A 13,883-nucleotide genomic window follows, 5' to 3' on the forward strand; every position below is an offset into this window, starting at 1 on the left:
TCAAAGAAAGCGATAGAGAAGATCGGAGATGTGAATCTTGCGCTTGTTGATGACCACGCCCAGCGAGGTTCCGCCATTCGCGTAGACCTGGTGCACCAGTTCGTGGATCACCGGCACGCGGGTCTTTTCGGATTCCGCGACGACGACCGTCCCGCTCATGAAGCGCGACAGCACCAGCGAAAACGCCACGTCGCGCGCCGGTCCGCTATCGACGATGATCCATTGGAAGCGTCGGCGCAGCAGCGCCACGATTTCGCTGAGCGCGCTGATCGACAGCGTGCGACCCGTATAACCTTTGCGATCGACGACCGGCGGCGTCAGCGACATCAGCGATAGATTGCTCCGGCGCATGCGGTGCATCGCGGATTCGAGACTCGCCTTGCCTTGCTGCACTTCCTGCAGGCTTGCGCCGACATCGATACCCACGCGCTGGAATTGCGACATCTTCAGCGGATCGGCATCGATCAACGCCACGGGCGCGTCGACATTCAGCGCCGTGAACTCCGCCAGACCGCCGGCGATGGTCGACACGCCGCAACCTGGATGCGGGCCCAGCACCTGCACCGCGAAAGACGGATCGTCCTTGCGCAGCATCGCCAGCTTGTTGAACAACGTGAACAGCGGCTGACCGGCGCCCGCATCCTCGGGCAGCCAATCGGCCTGCGGGGCCGCCGCCGCTTTGTGATTTCCGAACAGCATCGAATCAGTCCTTCGTCCGGGCGCCAGCATAAACCGCCAGCGTTTGCGCAACCATGCGGGCGACGCCGCCTCCGCGAATCCGCGAAATCGCGTTATTCGCCAGCGAGTCGCGCAGCGCCTTGTTTCCGACGATCTCGATCAAAGCGGCGGCGAAAGCGTCGATATCCCCGACTCGGGGCACGATGATGCCGTTCTCGCGATCGCCGATCAGGTCGCGCGTTCCGCTCACTTCGGTCGCGACGACGGGCAGGCCGATGCCCGCCGCCTCCAGCATCGTGTAGCTGAAGCCTTCGTAACGGCTGGGCAACGCCAGCAGATCGAAGCCCGCGTAGTAGCTCAAGGATTCACGCGCACCCAACCAGCTGATGGCGCCATCGCAGCCAAGATCCACGGCCTGGTGTTTCGCTTGGTCGCGCCATTCGCCATCGCCGATGACGATCAACCGCGTGTCGGGATACTTCGCCAGCGTTCGGGCGAAAGCGGCGACCATCACGTCGATCGCCTTGTGCCGGCTGAGCCGCCCCACGAAACCGATCGCCACGTGATTTTCCGCCAGTCCCAATTCGGCGCGCACCGCTTCGCGCGCGCGCGTGCGCTTGGGTGGTTCGGCGCCATTGGGCACGACGCGGATTTTTCGGCGCGGAATACCCAGCGATTCGAGATGCGTGCCCTCGCCCGTCGACACCGCGATCAGAATATCGGTCAGGCACGACAACACCCATTCGCCCGAATGATAGAAGATGCGCTTTGGCAGCGGCAAATCGGGATCGAGGGTGGAGATGGCGTGCGGCGTATAGACGATCTGCGCGCCGGACCCGATCCCGGCCAACCGCGCGATCATGCCGCCCTTCGACGAATGGCCGTGGATCACATCGAACGGTCCCTTGGCGGCGATGTAGCGGCGCGCCGCCAATACCGGTGCCAAATCCCACGGACCGGGGGCACGGCGCATCGGGACCGGCGTGAATTCGACACCGGCGGCGGAAAGCCGTTCGCGCCCGGCACGGAAAATCCCGTCTTCGCGCTTTGGCGAATAAATCACGCTCACGCGATGCCCGGCGGCGATCGCCCCATCGACGAGATCGAGCACATTGCGCGCCACACCGGTCGCGGCGGATTCGACGATATAGAGAATCTTCATCGGCGCGGCGCCCCCACCCGGATCAGCAGCCGCCCGAGAAACAGCAGCGCCAACAACACATAGACGCCGAAAAACGCCGGCGTGAACACGAGACTATCGACGATTTGCAGCACCAAGAATCCCGTCCACACGACATATTGCGGAATATAGGAATGCGAATCCGCGGGTGCGTCGAGCGTATCGGCGATCCAGTGCATGATCCGCCCGACCAGAATGCCGTAGACGAAACCGCCGATGCACAGACCCGGCAGGCCGAAATTCACGTACATCTCGCCGAAAATCGGCGGGCGCAGGCCGCTATGGAACGCGGGATCGAGGCCGGCGAGCATCGGCGTCACGCGGCCGAAGCCGAATTGCTCGCGAAAGGGGAACATATAAGTCGGGATGAAGCTCAGATACCCGGCGATATAGGTTTTTCCCCAATAGAAATCGACGCTGTCGAGCCCCGACAGTATCCACGCGAAATCGCGCAGGTCGGAGAGATTGTTGCCGTAGAGCAAGGCGCGGATCATGTCGAGTTGATCGCGGCCCGACATCGTATCGCCGCGCAACGTGGCGATCGACAAGGCGGCACTCGCCAGTACGACGGCGCCCAGCAGCAGCATCGGCAAATTGCCGAAGCGGCGCGGCATGCACATCATCACCGCGATCTGCATCAGCGTCAGCACCGCGACCGTGCGGTTGCCGCCGACCACGCCCAGCACGGCGATCGCCACGCCCAGTGCGATGAAGCCGCGGCTTTTGCGCGTATCGCCGTAAAGTACGACCGCCACCGCGACGAAGGGCAAGATCTGACTCCACAGATTGTAGATCGGACGTAGCTCGTTGCGCTCGAACACCAGCGAGCGCGCGACAAGCGGCTGGAAGCCTAAGGCAAACATCAGCAGCGTCAATCCGACCACGATGCCCACACCCAGCACCACGCCGCCGCCGCTGTTCCAGCCATTGGCGACGATCCCATAGACAATGCGGCAACCGAGCGGCGCGCCGCGCATCGTGACCCGCGCGACCAGAATGCCGATCACCATGCACACGAAACCCGTCAGCGTCAGATAGAACGCGGTGTCGATATGCGCGAGGATCGCCTCGAAATGCCGGCTGGTCGCGACGATGTTATGCGCCGACCACGCGAAGGGGTACATCACGACGATTTTCAGGAAGAAATTGAAGCCGAAGAAATAGCTGGCGAAGGACAAAGCCCCCCAGCGGCGATAGTCCCGCAGATAGAATAGCGCGAAGGCCAGCGTGCAGATCGCCAGGATCAGCCAATTCTCCGGCGGGATGCGACCCAGCACCAGCCAGGGATCGATACGGATCATGGCGCGGTCTCCGCGCGGCGCAAAGCGAGCGGAAGCCGCAACGCGAGCCACGCGTAGAGCGCGGCACCGAGCGCGTAAGCGCCGGCGTAGAATTCCATGAAGCGGACGACGTCGATCCCCGTCAGCGCGGCGGCGACCGCGACCGCGGCCATGATCGCGGTCATGATTCCGGCCGCGCGCACGATCGCCGGGAAATGCCCGGTATGGACCAGCAGGAAATTCGACACGGTCTGGATCCAGTTGCACGCGATCAGCCATATCAGCATCGGCGTTACCGCCGACGGCATTCGCGCGGCATTGCCGAGCAACAACGCGTAAAGCGCATCGCCCCAAATCGCGAGCAAGCCGCACAGGCCGATCGCCGGGACCGCGCCCAGCGCCGCCGCGATCAATGTCGCGCGCCACAAGCCGCGCCTGTCGCCCGCTTGGAAGGCGCGTGTCTGCCCGGGCACCATCAGATCGCAGGCGGCGGAGAACAGCACATTGGCGCCACGGAAAATCTTGAACGCGGTGTCGAAGATGATCGTCGGCGCGCCCAATCCCATCACGGCGGGCACGAGCAGCGAGGGATAGTTGTAGACGAAGATCTCGCCCGCCGCGTAACCGCCGCTTTCCATCAAGCGCCGGCGATTGACGCGGGCGAAATGGCGCAGAGCGGCGCAGGGCCCCGTTCCGTCGAAAGCGCTCTCCGCCCGCAAGCGGCGTATCGCCGCCACGAACAACACGATCCACACCGCGTTGCTGGCCAGCAGGAATTCCATGAACGGCAAGCCGAACAACAGCGCGAAAAGCAGCGCCAGATGGAGGATGCGGCGCATGACCTCCAGCGTTTCGAAATGCAGGAAGCGATCGACCGCCGTGCTGACATTGCGCAGCGCGAACCAGGCGAGATTGAGCGCCGCATAGACGAAGAACAGCGCGAATTCGATCCCCTGCCCGGCTCCGCCGCCGAACAACGCGGCGATGGCGAAGCAGCAAGCCGCCCCCAGCAGCGCCAAGCCGATATAGAGGAACGTCACCCCCGCGGCTTGGCGGCCCAGCGACGGCGCTTCGTCGGCCTTCGCCAAGGTTCCGTCGAGGAAGCGCGCGCGAAGATTGACGTAGAGCACCTTCGCGATACCGAGATCGAACAGCCACAGCGACAGGCCAAGATTGCCGATGATGATGAACAGCGAGAAGTTATGCGGATCGAGCACGCGCGCGAATACATAGGTCTGGCACACGCCGGTGATCAGCGCAGCACCGGCGGTCGACCCGCGCAACACGAGATAGGGCAAGAAAATCGCGCGCTTCACGAAGCGGCCTCGCGGCAATAGCCGAGCAGCGCTTGCGCCGTGCGCGCCCATTGGAAGCGTTTGACGTGTTCGCGCCCGCGCGAAGACAGGTCTTGGCGCATACCGGCATCGCGCGCGAGTTTCGCCAGGATCGCGGCCAAGCCGTCGGCATCGTCCATGCCGCAGATCAGCGCCGCGTCGCCGCTGCCGGATGTTTCGAGCAGCGCTTCCTGATCGCTGATCACGACGGGGCAGCCGCACGCCATCGCCTCCACCGGCGGCAAGCCGAAACCTTCGTAGCGCGAGGGGTAGACCAGCGCCAAGGCACCTTCGTAGAGCGCGCGCAATTCACCGTCGCTCACGAACCCAAGATGCGCGACGCGATCCGATTCGCGGATATCGCCCGCCGGATGCACACGGGCGTCGCGTTTGCCGGTTAGCACCAGCTTCGTGCCCGCCGGCAGATCGGCGCGTTCGAACGCCGCCAGCACCAGATCGATATTCTTGTTGGGGCTGCCCACGCCGACCGCCAGGAAATAGGGCGTATCGATCAAGCCGTTTCGTGCGAGCGGCCCCGTATCGGCCGCCTGCACGAGAATGTGATCCGCACCCTCGCTGCACAGCGATATCCGATCGCGGGGAATGCCATACCAATGCGAGATCTCGCGGCGCGAGAAATCGGAGATCGCGACGATCCGCTTGGCGATCCGCCCCAAGGCGGGAACGAGCGTTTTGTAGGCCGCGCGGAACGCGAAGCGGAAACTCTGCGGGCTGACCCAAGGTGTGGCGTCGTGAACGACCACGACCTGATCGCGTTTGGCGACCGGCCCGAGATTGCAGAGGCTGAGCAGCACCCCGCCCCGGCACGCCAAGGGCAGATCGATCTGCTCCCAGCCATAACCGGCTTTGAAGAACCGGCCGGCCATACGCGTTTCGATCCGCGCGAAATCCGGCGCTTGCGCGCCCGGCGGCACCCAGAACACGGCCCGATCCCATTGCGCGGCGAATTCTGGATCGCCCAGCAGCCTGTCAATCGCGCGCACGGTCTCCAGCGCGAAGCGCTGCACGCCGGTTTGCCGCTGCGTGACGAAGCGGCCGTTGATATGGAGCGTCGCCATCGCGCGCGCGTCAGACGTTGTTCTTCGGCAGAACGACCGCCGCCGGCGTGCGCAACAAGATCAGCATATCCAGCCAGAACGACCATTCGCGGATATACTGGAAATCGAACTCGACGCGCTTGCGCAGCTTGTCTTCGGTATCGGTTTCGCCGCGCCAGCCGTTGATCTGCGCCCAGCCGGTCATGCCGGGTTTTACGCGATAGCGGATCGCGTAATCGGGCACGACATCGGCGTAGAGCCGCCCGTCGGCCTTGGCCTTGGGCGCGTGCGGGCGCGGGCCCACCAGCGACATCTCGCCCTTCAACACGTTGAAGATCTGCGGCAGCTCGTCGATCGAGTATTTGCGGATGAACTTGCCCACGCGCGTCACGCGATCGTCGTGCGCCGAAACCAGCTTGTCGGCTTCGGCGTCGGCGTTCTCGATCTTCAACGAGCGGAATTTGTAGATCGAGAATTTGCGGCCGAATTGGCCGCTGCGTTGCTGGCGGAACAGTACGGGGCCCGGCGTATCGAGTTTGATGGCGATCGCCGTCGCGATCAGGATCGGCGAAATCAGCAACAGTATCGCCAAGCCCGCGACGAAATCGAAACCACCTTTCAGCAGCCGATCCCAATGCGCCAGCGGCGGCGTCATCAGCGTGGGCATGACCACGCCGTCGCCGCCTTCGACATGCGACATCGACAGGGCCGACAATTCGGGATCGGGCACCAGCCACACCGTGATCGGCAGGAAGCGCAAGCGGTCGAGCAGCGATGCGATGCGCGGGCCGGCGGTCCAGGGCAGCGCCATATAGACGTGCAGATCCTCGTGATCGGCCACGTGTTCGATCAGCGCCGCCAAATCGCCGAGATAGGGCAAACGCTCGTTCAGCCCTTCGACGCGGGTAATGCGGTCGTCGAAATAGCCGGCGAATTCGATATCCGCCCCCTCATCCGACAGACGTTCGAGCAAGCGCAACGCCGACGTCCCGCCGCCGACCAGCACGGCGCGGCGTACAGGGGCGCGCCGGAATGTCGTGCGGCGTTCGATCGATTCCGCCGCGCGGCGGACGAGCTGGACGCCGATCAGCGCCAGCACGAACCACAGGGCGAGCCACACGGCGAGCGGCCCCGCCGGGGCGGCATCCAACGCGGCGGCGGCCAGGCCGAACGCGACGAAACTGGCGCCCAGCACGCGCGGCATCGTCAGACCGGGCGCATCGCCCGGCGTGCGGCGCTGCGGATGCAATTTCGCAAGCCAGCCGAGAATGAGATAGGCGACCGCCAACGCGACGATGAACAAGGGCGCGTGCGCGGGGATCGGCGCGGTCTCGCCGACCGCCTGCAACGCGGCAGCGGCGAGCCAACCGGCGAGGAGGACGCCCGCCCCTTCGAACAATGCCACCAAGGTGTCGAACATGCCGCGCGACAGCGCCAGCGGCTGTTTGCGGTCGGCCGCTTGGCGCATGGTTTGGGATTCCACGGTCATATCAGTTCGTGTTGCTCGTCCGGCCGACGGTATAGGTGAAGCCGCGCTGGAACGGCACGACGCGATTGATGAATTGATCGATGAACAGATTGACCTCGGCGATCGAGGATTTGGGCACGAACACGACGTCGAAAGCCTGCAACGGCACGTCCGGATTGCGGCCCGCGACATAGCCCGCCACGTCGACCGTGCGCATCATCGGGCGGCCGTCGCGCCCGCGCCGGATCAGCACGACTTCGGTCGTCTTGGCCGTGTCCATGAAGCCCTTGGCGAGCAGAATGGCTTCCATCACGCCGATCCGTCCGGGCAGATTGATGAGCCCCGCGCCATTGACCTCGCCGCCGACGAATACGCGCTGCGAGGCGTAGTTGCGGATCGCGACGGTGACGCGCGGCTGGACGAGATCGCGGCTATAGCGCTTCTCCAATTCCTCGGTCAGGGATGCGACGGTCTTGCCCTCGCCCACCACCTCGCCGACCAAGGGCAGCGTGAAACGCCCATCCGGGCCGACCACCGCGCGATCGTTGTATTCGCCGCTGAACGGCAGGCGAATCTCCAACTCGTCGCCCGGTCCGATCCGATAGGGCGAATCGTCCGCGACCCAGGGGGCGAACGCGGCCGCATCGGTGCGTTCGGGCCGGATCGACTCCTTGCCGCACGATGCGACGCCCAGCGACAGCAGCGCCGCCAAGACGGCGAATCGCATGGCCCCGAGTCGCCGTGGTTTCAGCGGATGTAACATTGTGTTCCTGCAGGATTGCCCGAATCGCGACGACTTCATTAGAATTGGGTTCAGGCTGGATTGGAAGCTCAGTCTAAATCGCAGCGAAAGCAAACCAGCTCGCAATGACGCCATCCGATCCGACCGCCATCACGCCGCCGATCGCGCTTTCGTTCACGACGCGCGATCTGGTGCTGATTCTCTTTCGCTTCCGTTACAGGGCGTTGCTGACCTTCGTCGCGTGCGTGACCGTTGCCGTCGCGCTCAGCTTCCTGTTGAAGCCGGTCTATCAGTCGGAAGCCTCCATCCTCGTCAACAAATTGGGCCGCGAATTCACATTCCGGCCGGATTTGAGCGTCGGCGTGCAATCCGCCATTCCCGTGGCGACGGACCCGGACGAAATCCTCAATACCCAAGTGCAATTGATGCGCAGCCGCGACGTGATCCTCGCGACGATCGAGCGGATAGGGCTGGAACGTTTATATCCCGAGCTGTCGAAACCGGGCGAAACGCCGGATATCGACAAGGCGATGAAGAAATTCGACGACGCGCTGCAAACCGCCCCGCAGCGCACGTCGAATATCGTGCATATCGCATTTCGCAATCCAGATCGCGAATTGGCGGCCGCGACGCTGGATGCGCTGATACAAATTTTTACCGAGAAGTCGATCAACGTCTATATCAACACCCAGACCGCGTATTTCGAAAAGCAGGTCGCCCAGGCGCGCGAGCGCTTCCTGGCGAGCGACGGCAAGCTGACCGCCTTCCGCCAGCGTTTGGGCGCGCAAGCCTTCGAAGCGCAGATCCCGCTGCTGCTGCAGCAGCGCATCGATATCGACAGCGAGTACAAGCGTATTCTGGCGGCGCTGGCCGGCGCCACCGAGCGCGTCCAAGCCGTGCGCCACGCGATCTCCCAGACCCAGCAGGAGATCACCGCCTTCACCGACACGCAGCAAAGCCGCGTGATCGACGACGCGCGAACGAAGCTGCTGAACCTCAAACTCCGCCAGCAGGAGATCGCGGCCAATTTCGCCCCCGGCAGCCGCCAAGTGCAGCAGGTCGAGCGCGAGATCGCGATCGCGGAGAAATTCCTCGACGATCAGCTGATTCTGTTCTCGGGCACGGTGCGCCGGGCGCGCAACGAAGTCGCGACGACGCTGGAAACCGAGCTCAACCGTTCGCTCGCCGAGCAGGCGGAGTTCGAGGGCAAGCGCAACACGATCCTCGCCAATATCGCGGATATCGACCGGCGCTTGTTGGACGTCACCGGCGGCGAGACCGAGCGCTGGTCGCTCGAACAGGACGTCGCACTCGCCAAGGACATGCTGAAGCTGTTCGCCTCGAAGCTCGAAGACGCGCGCGCGGCGGATTCCCTCAACCAAAGCCGGATCGGCAATATCGCGATCGTGCAATCGCCGTCGCTGGCCGATCCGCGCCAGCCCGTGCAGCCGCGCCCGCTGCTTTATTGCATCTTGGGTGTCGTCGCCGGGCTGTTCCTGGCGGTCGTCGTGGCGCTGCTGTCGGAACTGATCTCCGACACGATCTACGATCCGGTGCGCACCGAACGCTTGCTCAACGTGCCCACGCTGGCCGTCTTCAACTACGTCCCGGCCGAACAGCTCGAACGTTAGGTTTTGAACCGAAGCTCGACGACCTGCGTCAGCCGCTTGCCGGGGCGCAGAATCGCGTCGGGGAAAGACGGGCGATTGGGCGCGTCGGGATACAACTGGCATTCCAGGCACAGCCCGCCATGCGCCGCGAACGGTGCGGCCAGGAACTTGCCGTCATAAAGCTGAATGCCGGGCTCGCTTGTATGGACTTCCATCGCGAGGCCCGACTTCGCACCCTTCAGCACGGCGCCGAGGAACAAGCCCTCGCCCGCGCGGTCGAGGCAGAAATTGACGTCGAAATGCACGCCGCCGTCGCGCAGGCGCTTCGATTTGCGGAAATCGAACGGCGTATCGGCGACCGACGGCGTATCGCCCGTCGGGATCAGCGCCTTGTCGACCGCGACGATCCGGCTGGCGGCGATTTGCAGGCCGTGATCGCGCACGTCGCCGCCGCCGTCGAGATTGTAATAAGCATGGCTGACGATATTCGCGGGCGTGGGCTTGTCGGCCGTCGCTTGTGTGGTGATGCGCAGCGTGCCGGGGGCCGGGATCTCGTAGATCGCCGTCGCCTCCAGCGTGCCGGGATAGCCCATCTCCCCGTCCGGCGACGTCAAGGCGAGTTCGACGCGCGTTGACGTCGCCGACACGATTCGCCACACGCGGGTCGAAAAACCGCCCGGGCCGCCGTGAAGTTGATTGTCGCCCTCGTTCGGCACGACGCGATGGACCGTGCCGTCGAGCGTGAATTGCGATCCGCCGATACGGTTGGCGTAGCGCCCGACGATCGCGCCGACATAGCCCTTCTCGGCGAGATATCCCGCGAGATCTTCATGCCCCAGCGCGACGTTTATGGTCCCGCGTGGCGTATCGACATGCAACGCGCGCAGCGTGGCGCCGTAGGTGAGAATCTCGGCGGCCACGCCGGGGCCGCGCAAAGCGAGCTTATGAACCGGCGTGCCGCCGACCGTGCCGAAGTTTTCCATGGCCCGATCTTAGCTCAGGGCATGTATTGACCGCCATTGACGTCGAGGATCTGGCCCGTGATGTAGCCGGCCAAGGCGGGCGACGCCAAGAAGACGACCGGATAGGCGCAATCCTCGCCTTTGCCCAGACGGCCCATGGGGATCGACGCACGTGCCGCTTCCAGCATGTCGGGCGCCGTGGCGGCGTGGAACGGTGTCGCGATCACGCCGGGTGCCAGCGCGTTGACGCGGATACCGGCGGGCGCGAATTCCTTGGCCATCGAGCGCGTCAGGCTGTGGACGGCGGCTTTCGTCGCGACATAAAGCCCCGAGCCCGGCGCCCCGCCATTGCGCGCCCCGATCGAGCCGATATTGATGATCGAAGCGGATGCGCCCGATTTGACGAGATGGGGATGCGCCGCGCGCGTCGCCTCGAGGATGCTGCGCACATTCAAATCCATCACGCCGTCGTAAGTCGCGTCGTCGAACGTCGCCATGCGCGTGCGGCCGACCATGGCGCCCGCGTTGTTGACCAGCACGTCCAAACCGCCAAGGGCCGCGACGGATTCTTCGACGACCTTCGTCGCCGCGCCGCGCTTCATCAAATCGCCGGCGACGATCGCCACGGCGCCGATCTGGCCGGCAAGCTCGCTCGCCCCGGCCTTGTTCTTGGAATAGTGAATGACGACGCGCGCGCCGCATGCCGCGAACGCGGCCGCGCAGGCCGCACCGATACCGGAACTGGCACCCGTGACCAGAACGCGCAAACCTTCGACGCCGAGATTGAGAGCCAAGTTTCCACCCCTTCTATTCTTGTTCAACGCACGCTGACCATTGCGGCCGGCACGAACGAAAGACGCACTTCGGCGCCGTTCTCGAAGACGTCGTCCGGCGGCCGCGAAACGCGCAACGGCGCCGCCAAGCCGGGCACATCGACTTCGTATTCCCAAGTCTCGCCCAGGAACACACGGCTGCGCAACGTGCCATCGACGTCGTATACACCCTTCGCTACCGCATCGGGTTTCGACATGCCGATACGGTGCGGCCGGACCGACAGCGCCGTCGCGCCTTCGACCGGCGATGCGAACGGAATTGCGATCCCGCCGGCGATGAAACCGCCATCGCCGAAGCGCCCGTCGATCAAATTCGTACGGCCGATAAAGCCCGCGACGAATCGCGTTTGCGGATGGTCATAGACGCGCTTGGGCGTATCGGCCTGTTCGATCCGGCCCTTGTTCATGACCACGATGCGATCGGCGGTCACCATCGCCTCGGTTTGATCGTGCGTCACGTAAACGCTGGTGATCCCGAATTCGTCGTGCAGGCGGCGGATCTCGAAGCGCATCTCCTCGCGCAGATTGGCATCGAGGTTGGACAAAGGCTCGTCGAGCAACAGCACTTTGGGCTCGACGACGATCGCGCGCGCCAGCGCCACGCGCTGCTGCTGGCCGCCCGACAATTCGGCGGGCAGACGCTGCGCCAGATGTTCGAGATGCACGATCTCCAGGATGCGCCGCGTGCGCCGCTCGACCTCCGCCTTGGGTAGATTGCGCAGTCGCAGGCCGAACGCGACGTTCTCGAACACGTCCATATGCGGCCAGATCGCGTAGCTCTGGAAGATCATCGACATCTGCCGCTGTTCCGGCGGCACGGCCGCGCCCGCGCCGAACAGCGTGCGCCCGCCCAATTCGATCGTCCCGCCCGTCGGCTCCACGAAGCCGGCGATCGCGCGCAACGTCGTCGTCTTGCCGCAACCCGACGGCCCCAGCAACGCGATGAACTCGCCTTCCTTGAAGTCGATCGACAGGTCATCGACGGCGGTGAATCCGCCGAACCGGCATTGAAGATTGGCGAGCCGAAGATAGGCCATCAAGGTCTCCGCAACATGAAATCGCGACCGGCGACGCGCTGGCCGATCAATACGACGATCGCCGCCGCCGCGAGCAGGAGAACGCCGAGCGCGGCCAACACTTCGAAATTCCCCTCCTCGCTTAGATCCAGCATGACGATCGACATGACCTTGGTTTTGGGGCCGGTCAGGAAGATCGCGGTGCTGAGTTCGCGCGTCGTCGCGATAAAGACGAGCAACCACGAGCCGATCAATCCGCCTTTCGCCAGCGGCATGACGACCTTGCGCATCACGACGGCGCGCGATCCGCCGAGGATGCGCACGGCGTCCTCCATTTCCGGGTTCAGGCTTTTGACCGTCGCGGCCGCGTTGATGAAGGCGATGGGCAGGCTTCGGATCGTGAAGGCGAGGATCAGCATGGCGGCCGTGCCGTAAAGCGAGAACGGCGGCGGCGCGAAAGTCGCGTAGAACGCGACCGCCAGCACGATGCCGGGAATCGCGACGGGCACCATGCACAGGAACTGCAGCAGCGTAGCGCCCGGCGCCAAGCGGCGCGCCTGGACATAGGCGACGATCAGCGCCGCCGCCACGGCGGCGGTCGCGGCGACGCCCGAGAACCACACCGTGTTCCAGATCGAGCCGAGCGCCGAACTGTTCTTGAACAGCAGATAGTCGAAGTTCTTGAACGTGAGGTTGGACAGGGAAAATCCCCGGCTCCACGCCTTGGCGAAGGCCGCCTGCAACAGCACGACCAGCGGCATGAAGACGGCGAGCGTTCCCACGGCGAAGCACAGGCCAAGGGAAATCCAGCGCCAGCGGCCGAGATCGACGGGGCGGCGCTCGCCGCCCTTGCCCGTCAGCGCGGTGAAACCCCTCCGGCCCAGAAGGCGGCGCTGCAACCACAACATCGCGATCGTGACCGCGATCAACGACATCGAGTACGCCGCGGCGGCGTCGAGCCTCGGCGGAAACTCGAAGAACTGCCAAAGCTGGGTCGTCGCCACCGTGATCCCGGCTGGAATCCCCAAAAGGGCGGGCGTGCCGAACAGCGTGATCGATTCCAGCATCACGATGATGGCGCCGCCCAGAATCGCGGGCCAAATCATCGGCAACGTGACTTTGAGCGTCGTGACGAAGCGGCTCGCCCCCAAAATCGACGCGGCATCCTCCAGTTCCGTCGGCACGACGTCGAAAGCCGATTTGGCGAAGATGAAGTTGATGGGGATCGAATAAAGGGCGATCAGGAAGATCATCCCCTCCATCGAGTAGATGTTGAGCAAGCGCTCCCCGCCCCCCAGGAACACCCAAGCGCGATTGATCCAGCCCGCGTTCGGTCCGGCGAGCAGCATCCACGCGACGGCGCCCAGATAAGGCGGCATGACGAAGATCGCCACCACGATCAACGTGACGAAATTGCCGCCCGGCATGTTCGTGCGCGACACGAGCCACGCCATCGGCACGCCGACGCAGGTGCTGATCGCAGCCACGGTCAAGCCGATGAACAGCGAGCGGCCCAGCGCGTCGAGATGCCGCATTTCGCCGAAAGCATGGACCATCGGCGCGAAGGAGAAACCGTCGGGACCGTATACCGACAATCCCACGAGCTTGAACAACGGCAGACCGACCAGCACGATCAGCGCGGCCGCAAGTGCGGCCAGCACGATCGTGCTGGGGTCGAGCAACCGGCGCGTCGCGTTTGCGATCTTTGCCATCTATGCGCGA

Annotated in this window: 12 protein-coding genes; 1 reads left to right on the plus strand and 11 read right to left on the minus strand. The window is 64.4% G+C overall.

The window, feature by feature from the left end; genetic code table 11:
* The 7 genes from J0H39_25015 to J0H39_25045 are packed head-to-tail and all read right to left on the minus strand — an operon-like array spanning nt 1 to nt 7,725.
* Complete coding sequence (locus J0H39_25015; GenBank protein MBN9500025.1) at nt 1-699, minus strand: hypothetical protein; 699 nt, start codon at nt 697-699, stop codon at nt 1-3.
* Between the two features lie 4 nt (nt 700-703).
* Nucleotides 704-1,840 (minus strand): glycosyltransferase, encoded by a 1,137-nt coding sequence (locus J0H39_25020; protein ID MBN9500026.1) that lies wholly within the window; start codon nt 1,838-1,840, stop codon nt 704-706.
* Nucleotides 1,837-3,159: an oligosaccharide repeat unit polymerase gene (locus tag J0H39_25025; GenBank protein MBN9500027.1), complete on the minus strand. Its 1,323-nt coding sequence runs from the start codon at nt 3,157-3,159 to the stop codon at nt 1,837-1,839. Before J0H39_25025 ends, J0H39_25020 begins: the two co-directional genes overlap by 4 nt.
* Nucleotides 3,156-4,454, minus strand: a complete 1,299-nt coding sequence (locus J0H39_25030; GenBank protein ID MBN9500028.1) for a hypothetical protein — start codon at nt 4,452-4,454, stop codon at nt 3,156-3,158. The genes J0H39_25025 and J0H39_25030 overlap by 4 nt, the downstream gene beginning before the upstream one ends.
* On the minus strand, nt 4,451-5,551 hold the full coding sequence (locus tag J0H39_25035) for a glycosyltransferase family 4 protein (protein ID MBN9500029.1): 1,101 nt from the start codon (nt 5,549-5,551) through the stop codon (nt 4,451-4,453). Before J0H39_25035 ends, J0H39_25030 begins: the two co-directional genes overlap by 4 nt.
* A 10-nt stretch (nt 5,552-5,561) precedes the next feature.
* Complete coding sequence (locus J0H39_25040; protein MBN9500030.1) at nt 5,562-7,019, minus strand: exopolysaccharide biosynthesis polyprenyl glycosylphosphotransferase; 1,458 nt, start codon at nt 7,017-7,019, stop codon at nt 5,562-5,564.
* Between the two features lies 1 nt (nt 7,020).
* Nucleotides 7,021-7,725, minus strand: coding sequence for a polysaccharide biosynthesis/export family protein (locus tag J0H39_25045; GenBank protein MBN9500031.1), 705 nt, complete (start codon nt 7,723-7,725; stop codon nt 7,021-7,023).
* Nucleotides 7,726-7,865: 140 nt separating this feature from the next.
* Between J0H39_25045 and J0H39_25050 the strand changes: the two genes are divergently transcribed.
* On the plus strand, nt 7,866-9,371 hold the full coding sequence (locus J0H39_25050; GenBank protein MBN9500032.1) for a hypothetical protein: 1,506 nt from the start codon (nt 7,866-7,868) through the stop codon (nt 9,369-9,371).
* On the opposite strand, the gene J0H39_25055 is transcribed toward J0H39_25050, so the two are convergent.
* The 4 genes from J0H39_25055 to J0H39_25070 are packed head-to-tail and all read right to left on the minus strand — an operon-like array spanning nt 9,368 to nt 13,873.
* Nucleotides 9,368-10,333, minus strand: coding sequence for a galactose mutarotase (locus J0H39_25055; GenBank protein ID MBN9500033.1), 966 nt, complete (start codon nt 10,331-10,333; stop codon nt 9,368-9,370). The genes J0H39_25050 and J0H39_25055 overlap by 4 nt on opposite strands.
* A 14-nt stretch (nt 10,334-10,347) precedes the next feature.
* On the minus strand, nt 10,348-11,133 hold the full coding sequence (locus J0H39_25060; GenBank protein ID MBN9500034.1) for an SDR family oxidoreductase: 786 nt from the start codon (nt 11,131-11,133) through the stop codon (nt 10,348-10,350).
* Nucleotides 11,130-12,182, minus strand: a complete 1,053-nt coding sequence (locus J0H39_25065) for an ABC transporter ATP-binding protein (protein ID MBN9500035.1) — start codon at nt 12,180-12,182, stop codon at nt 11,130-11,132. The genes J0H39_25060 and J0H39_25065 overlap by 4 nt, the downstream gene beginning before the upstream one ends.
* Nucleotides 12,182-13,873 (minus strand): iron ABC transporter permease, encoded by a 1,692-nt coding sequence (locus J0H39_25070; protein MBN9500036.1) that lies wholly within the window; start codon nt 13,871-13,873, stop codon nt 12,182-12,184. The genes J0H39_25065 and J0H39_25070 overlap by 1 nt, the downstream gene beginning before the upstream one ends.
* Nucleotides 13,874-13,883: the final 10 nt, after the last annotated feature.

Source organism: Alphaproteobacteria bacterium, from assembly GCA_017308135.1.
Classification (GTDB): Bacteria; Pseudomonadota; Alphaproteobacteria; order CACIAM-22H2; family CACIAM-22H2; genus Tagaea.

What these genes read in the sequence shown, in the direction of transcription:
- J0H39_25025 (MBN9500027.1), bottom strand. Translation starts at nt 3,159, where the DNA reads ATGATCCGTATCGATCCCTGGCTGGTGCTGGGTCGCATCCCGCCGGAG.
- J0H39_25020 (MBN9500026.1), bottom strand. Translation starts at nt 1,840, where the DNA reads ATGAAGATTCTCTATATCGTCGAATCCGCCGCGACCGGTGTGGCGCGC.
- J0H39_25045 (MBN9500031.1), bottom strand. Translation starts at nt 7,725, where the DNA reads ATGCGATTCGCCGTCTTGGCGGCGCTGCTGTCGCTGGGCGTCGCATCG.
- J0H39_25050 (MBN9500032.1), top strand. Translation starts at nt 7,866, where the DNA reads ATGACGCCATCCGATCCGACCGCCATCACGCCGCCGATCGCGCTTTCG.
- J0H39_25040 (MBN9500030.1), bottom strand. Translation starts at nt 7,019, where the DNA reads ATGACCGTGGAATCCCAAACCATGCGCCAAGCGGCCGACCGCAAACAG.
- J0H39_25035 (MBN9500029.1), bottom strand. Translation starts at nt 5,551, where the DNA reads ATGGCGACGCTCCATATCAACGGCCGCTTCGTCACGCAGCGGCAAACC.
- J0H39_25055 (MBN9500033.1), bottom strand. Translation starts at nt 10,333, where the DNA reads ATGGAAAACTTCGGCACGGTCGGCGGCACGCCGGTTCATAAGCTCGCT.
- J0H39_25015 (MBN9500025.1), bottom strand. Translation starts at nt 699, where the DNA reads ATGCTGTTCGGAAATCACAAAGCGGCGGCGGCCCCGCAGGCCGATTGG.
- J0H39_25065 (MBN9500035.1), bottom strand. Translation starts at nt 12,182, where the DNA reads ATGGCCTATCTTCGGCTCGCCAATCTTCAATGCCGGTTCGGCGGATTC.
- J0H39_25070 (MBN9500036.1), bottom strand. Translation starts at nt 13,873, where the DNA reads ATGGCAAAGATCGCAAACGCGACGCGCCGGTTGCTCGACCCCAGCACG.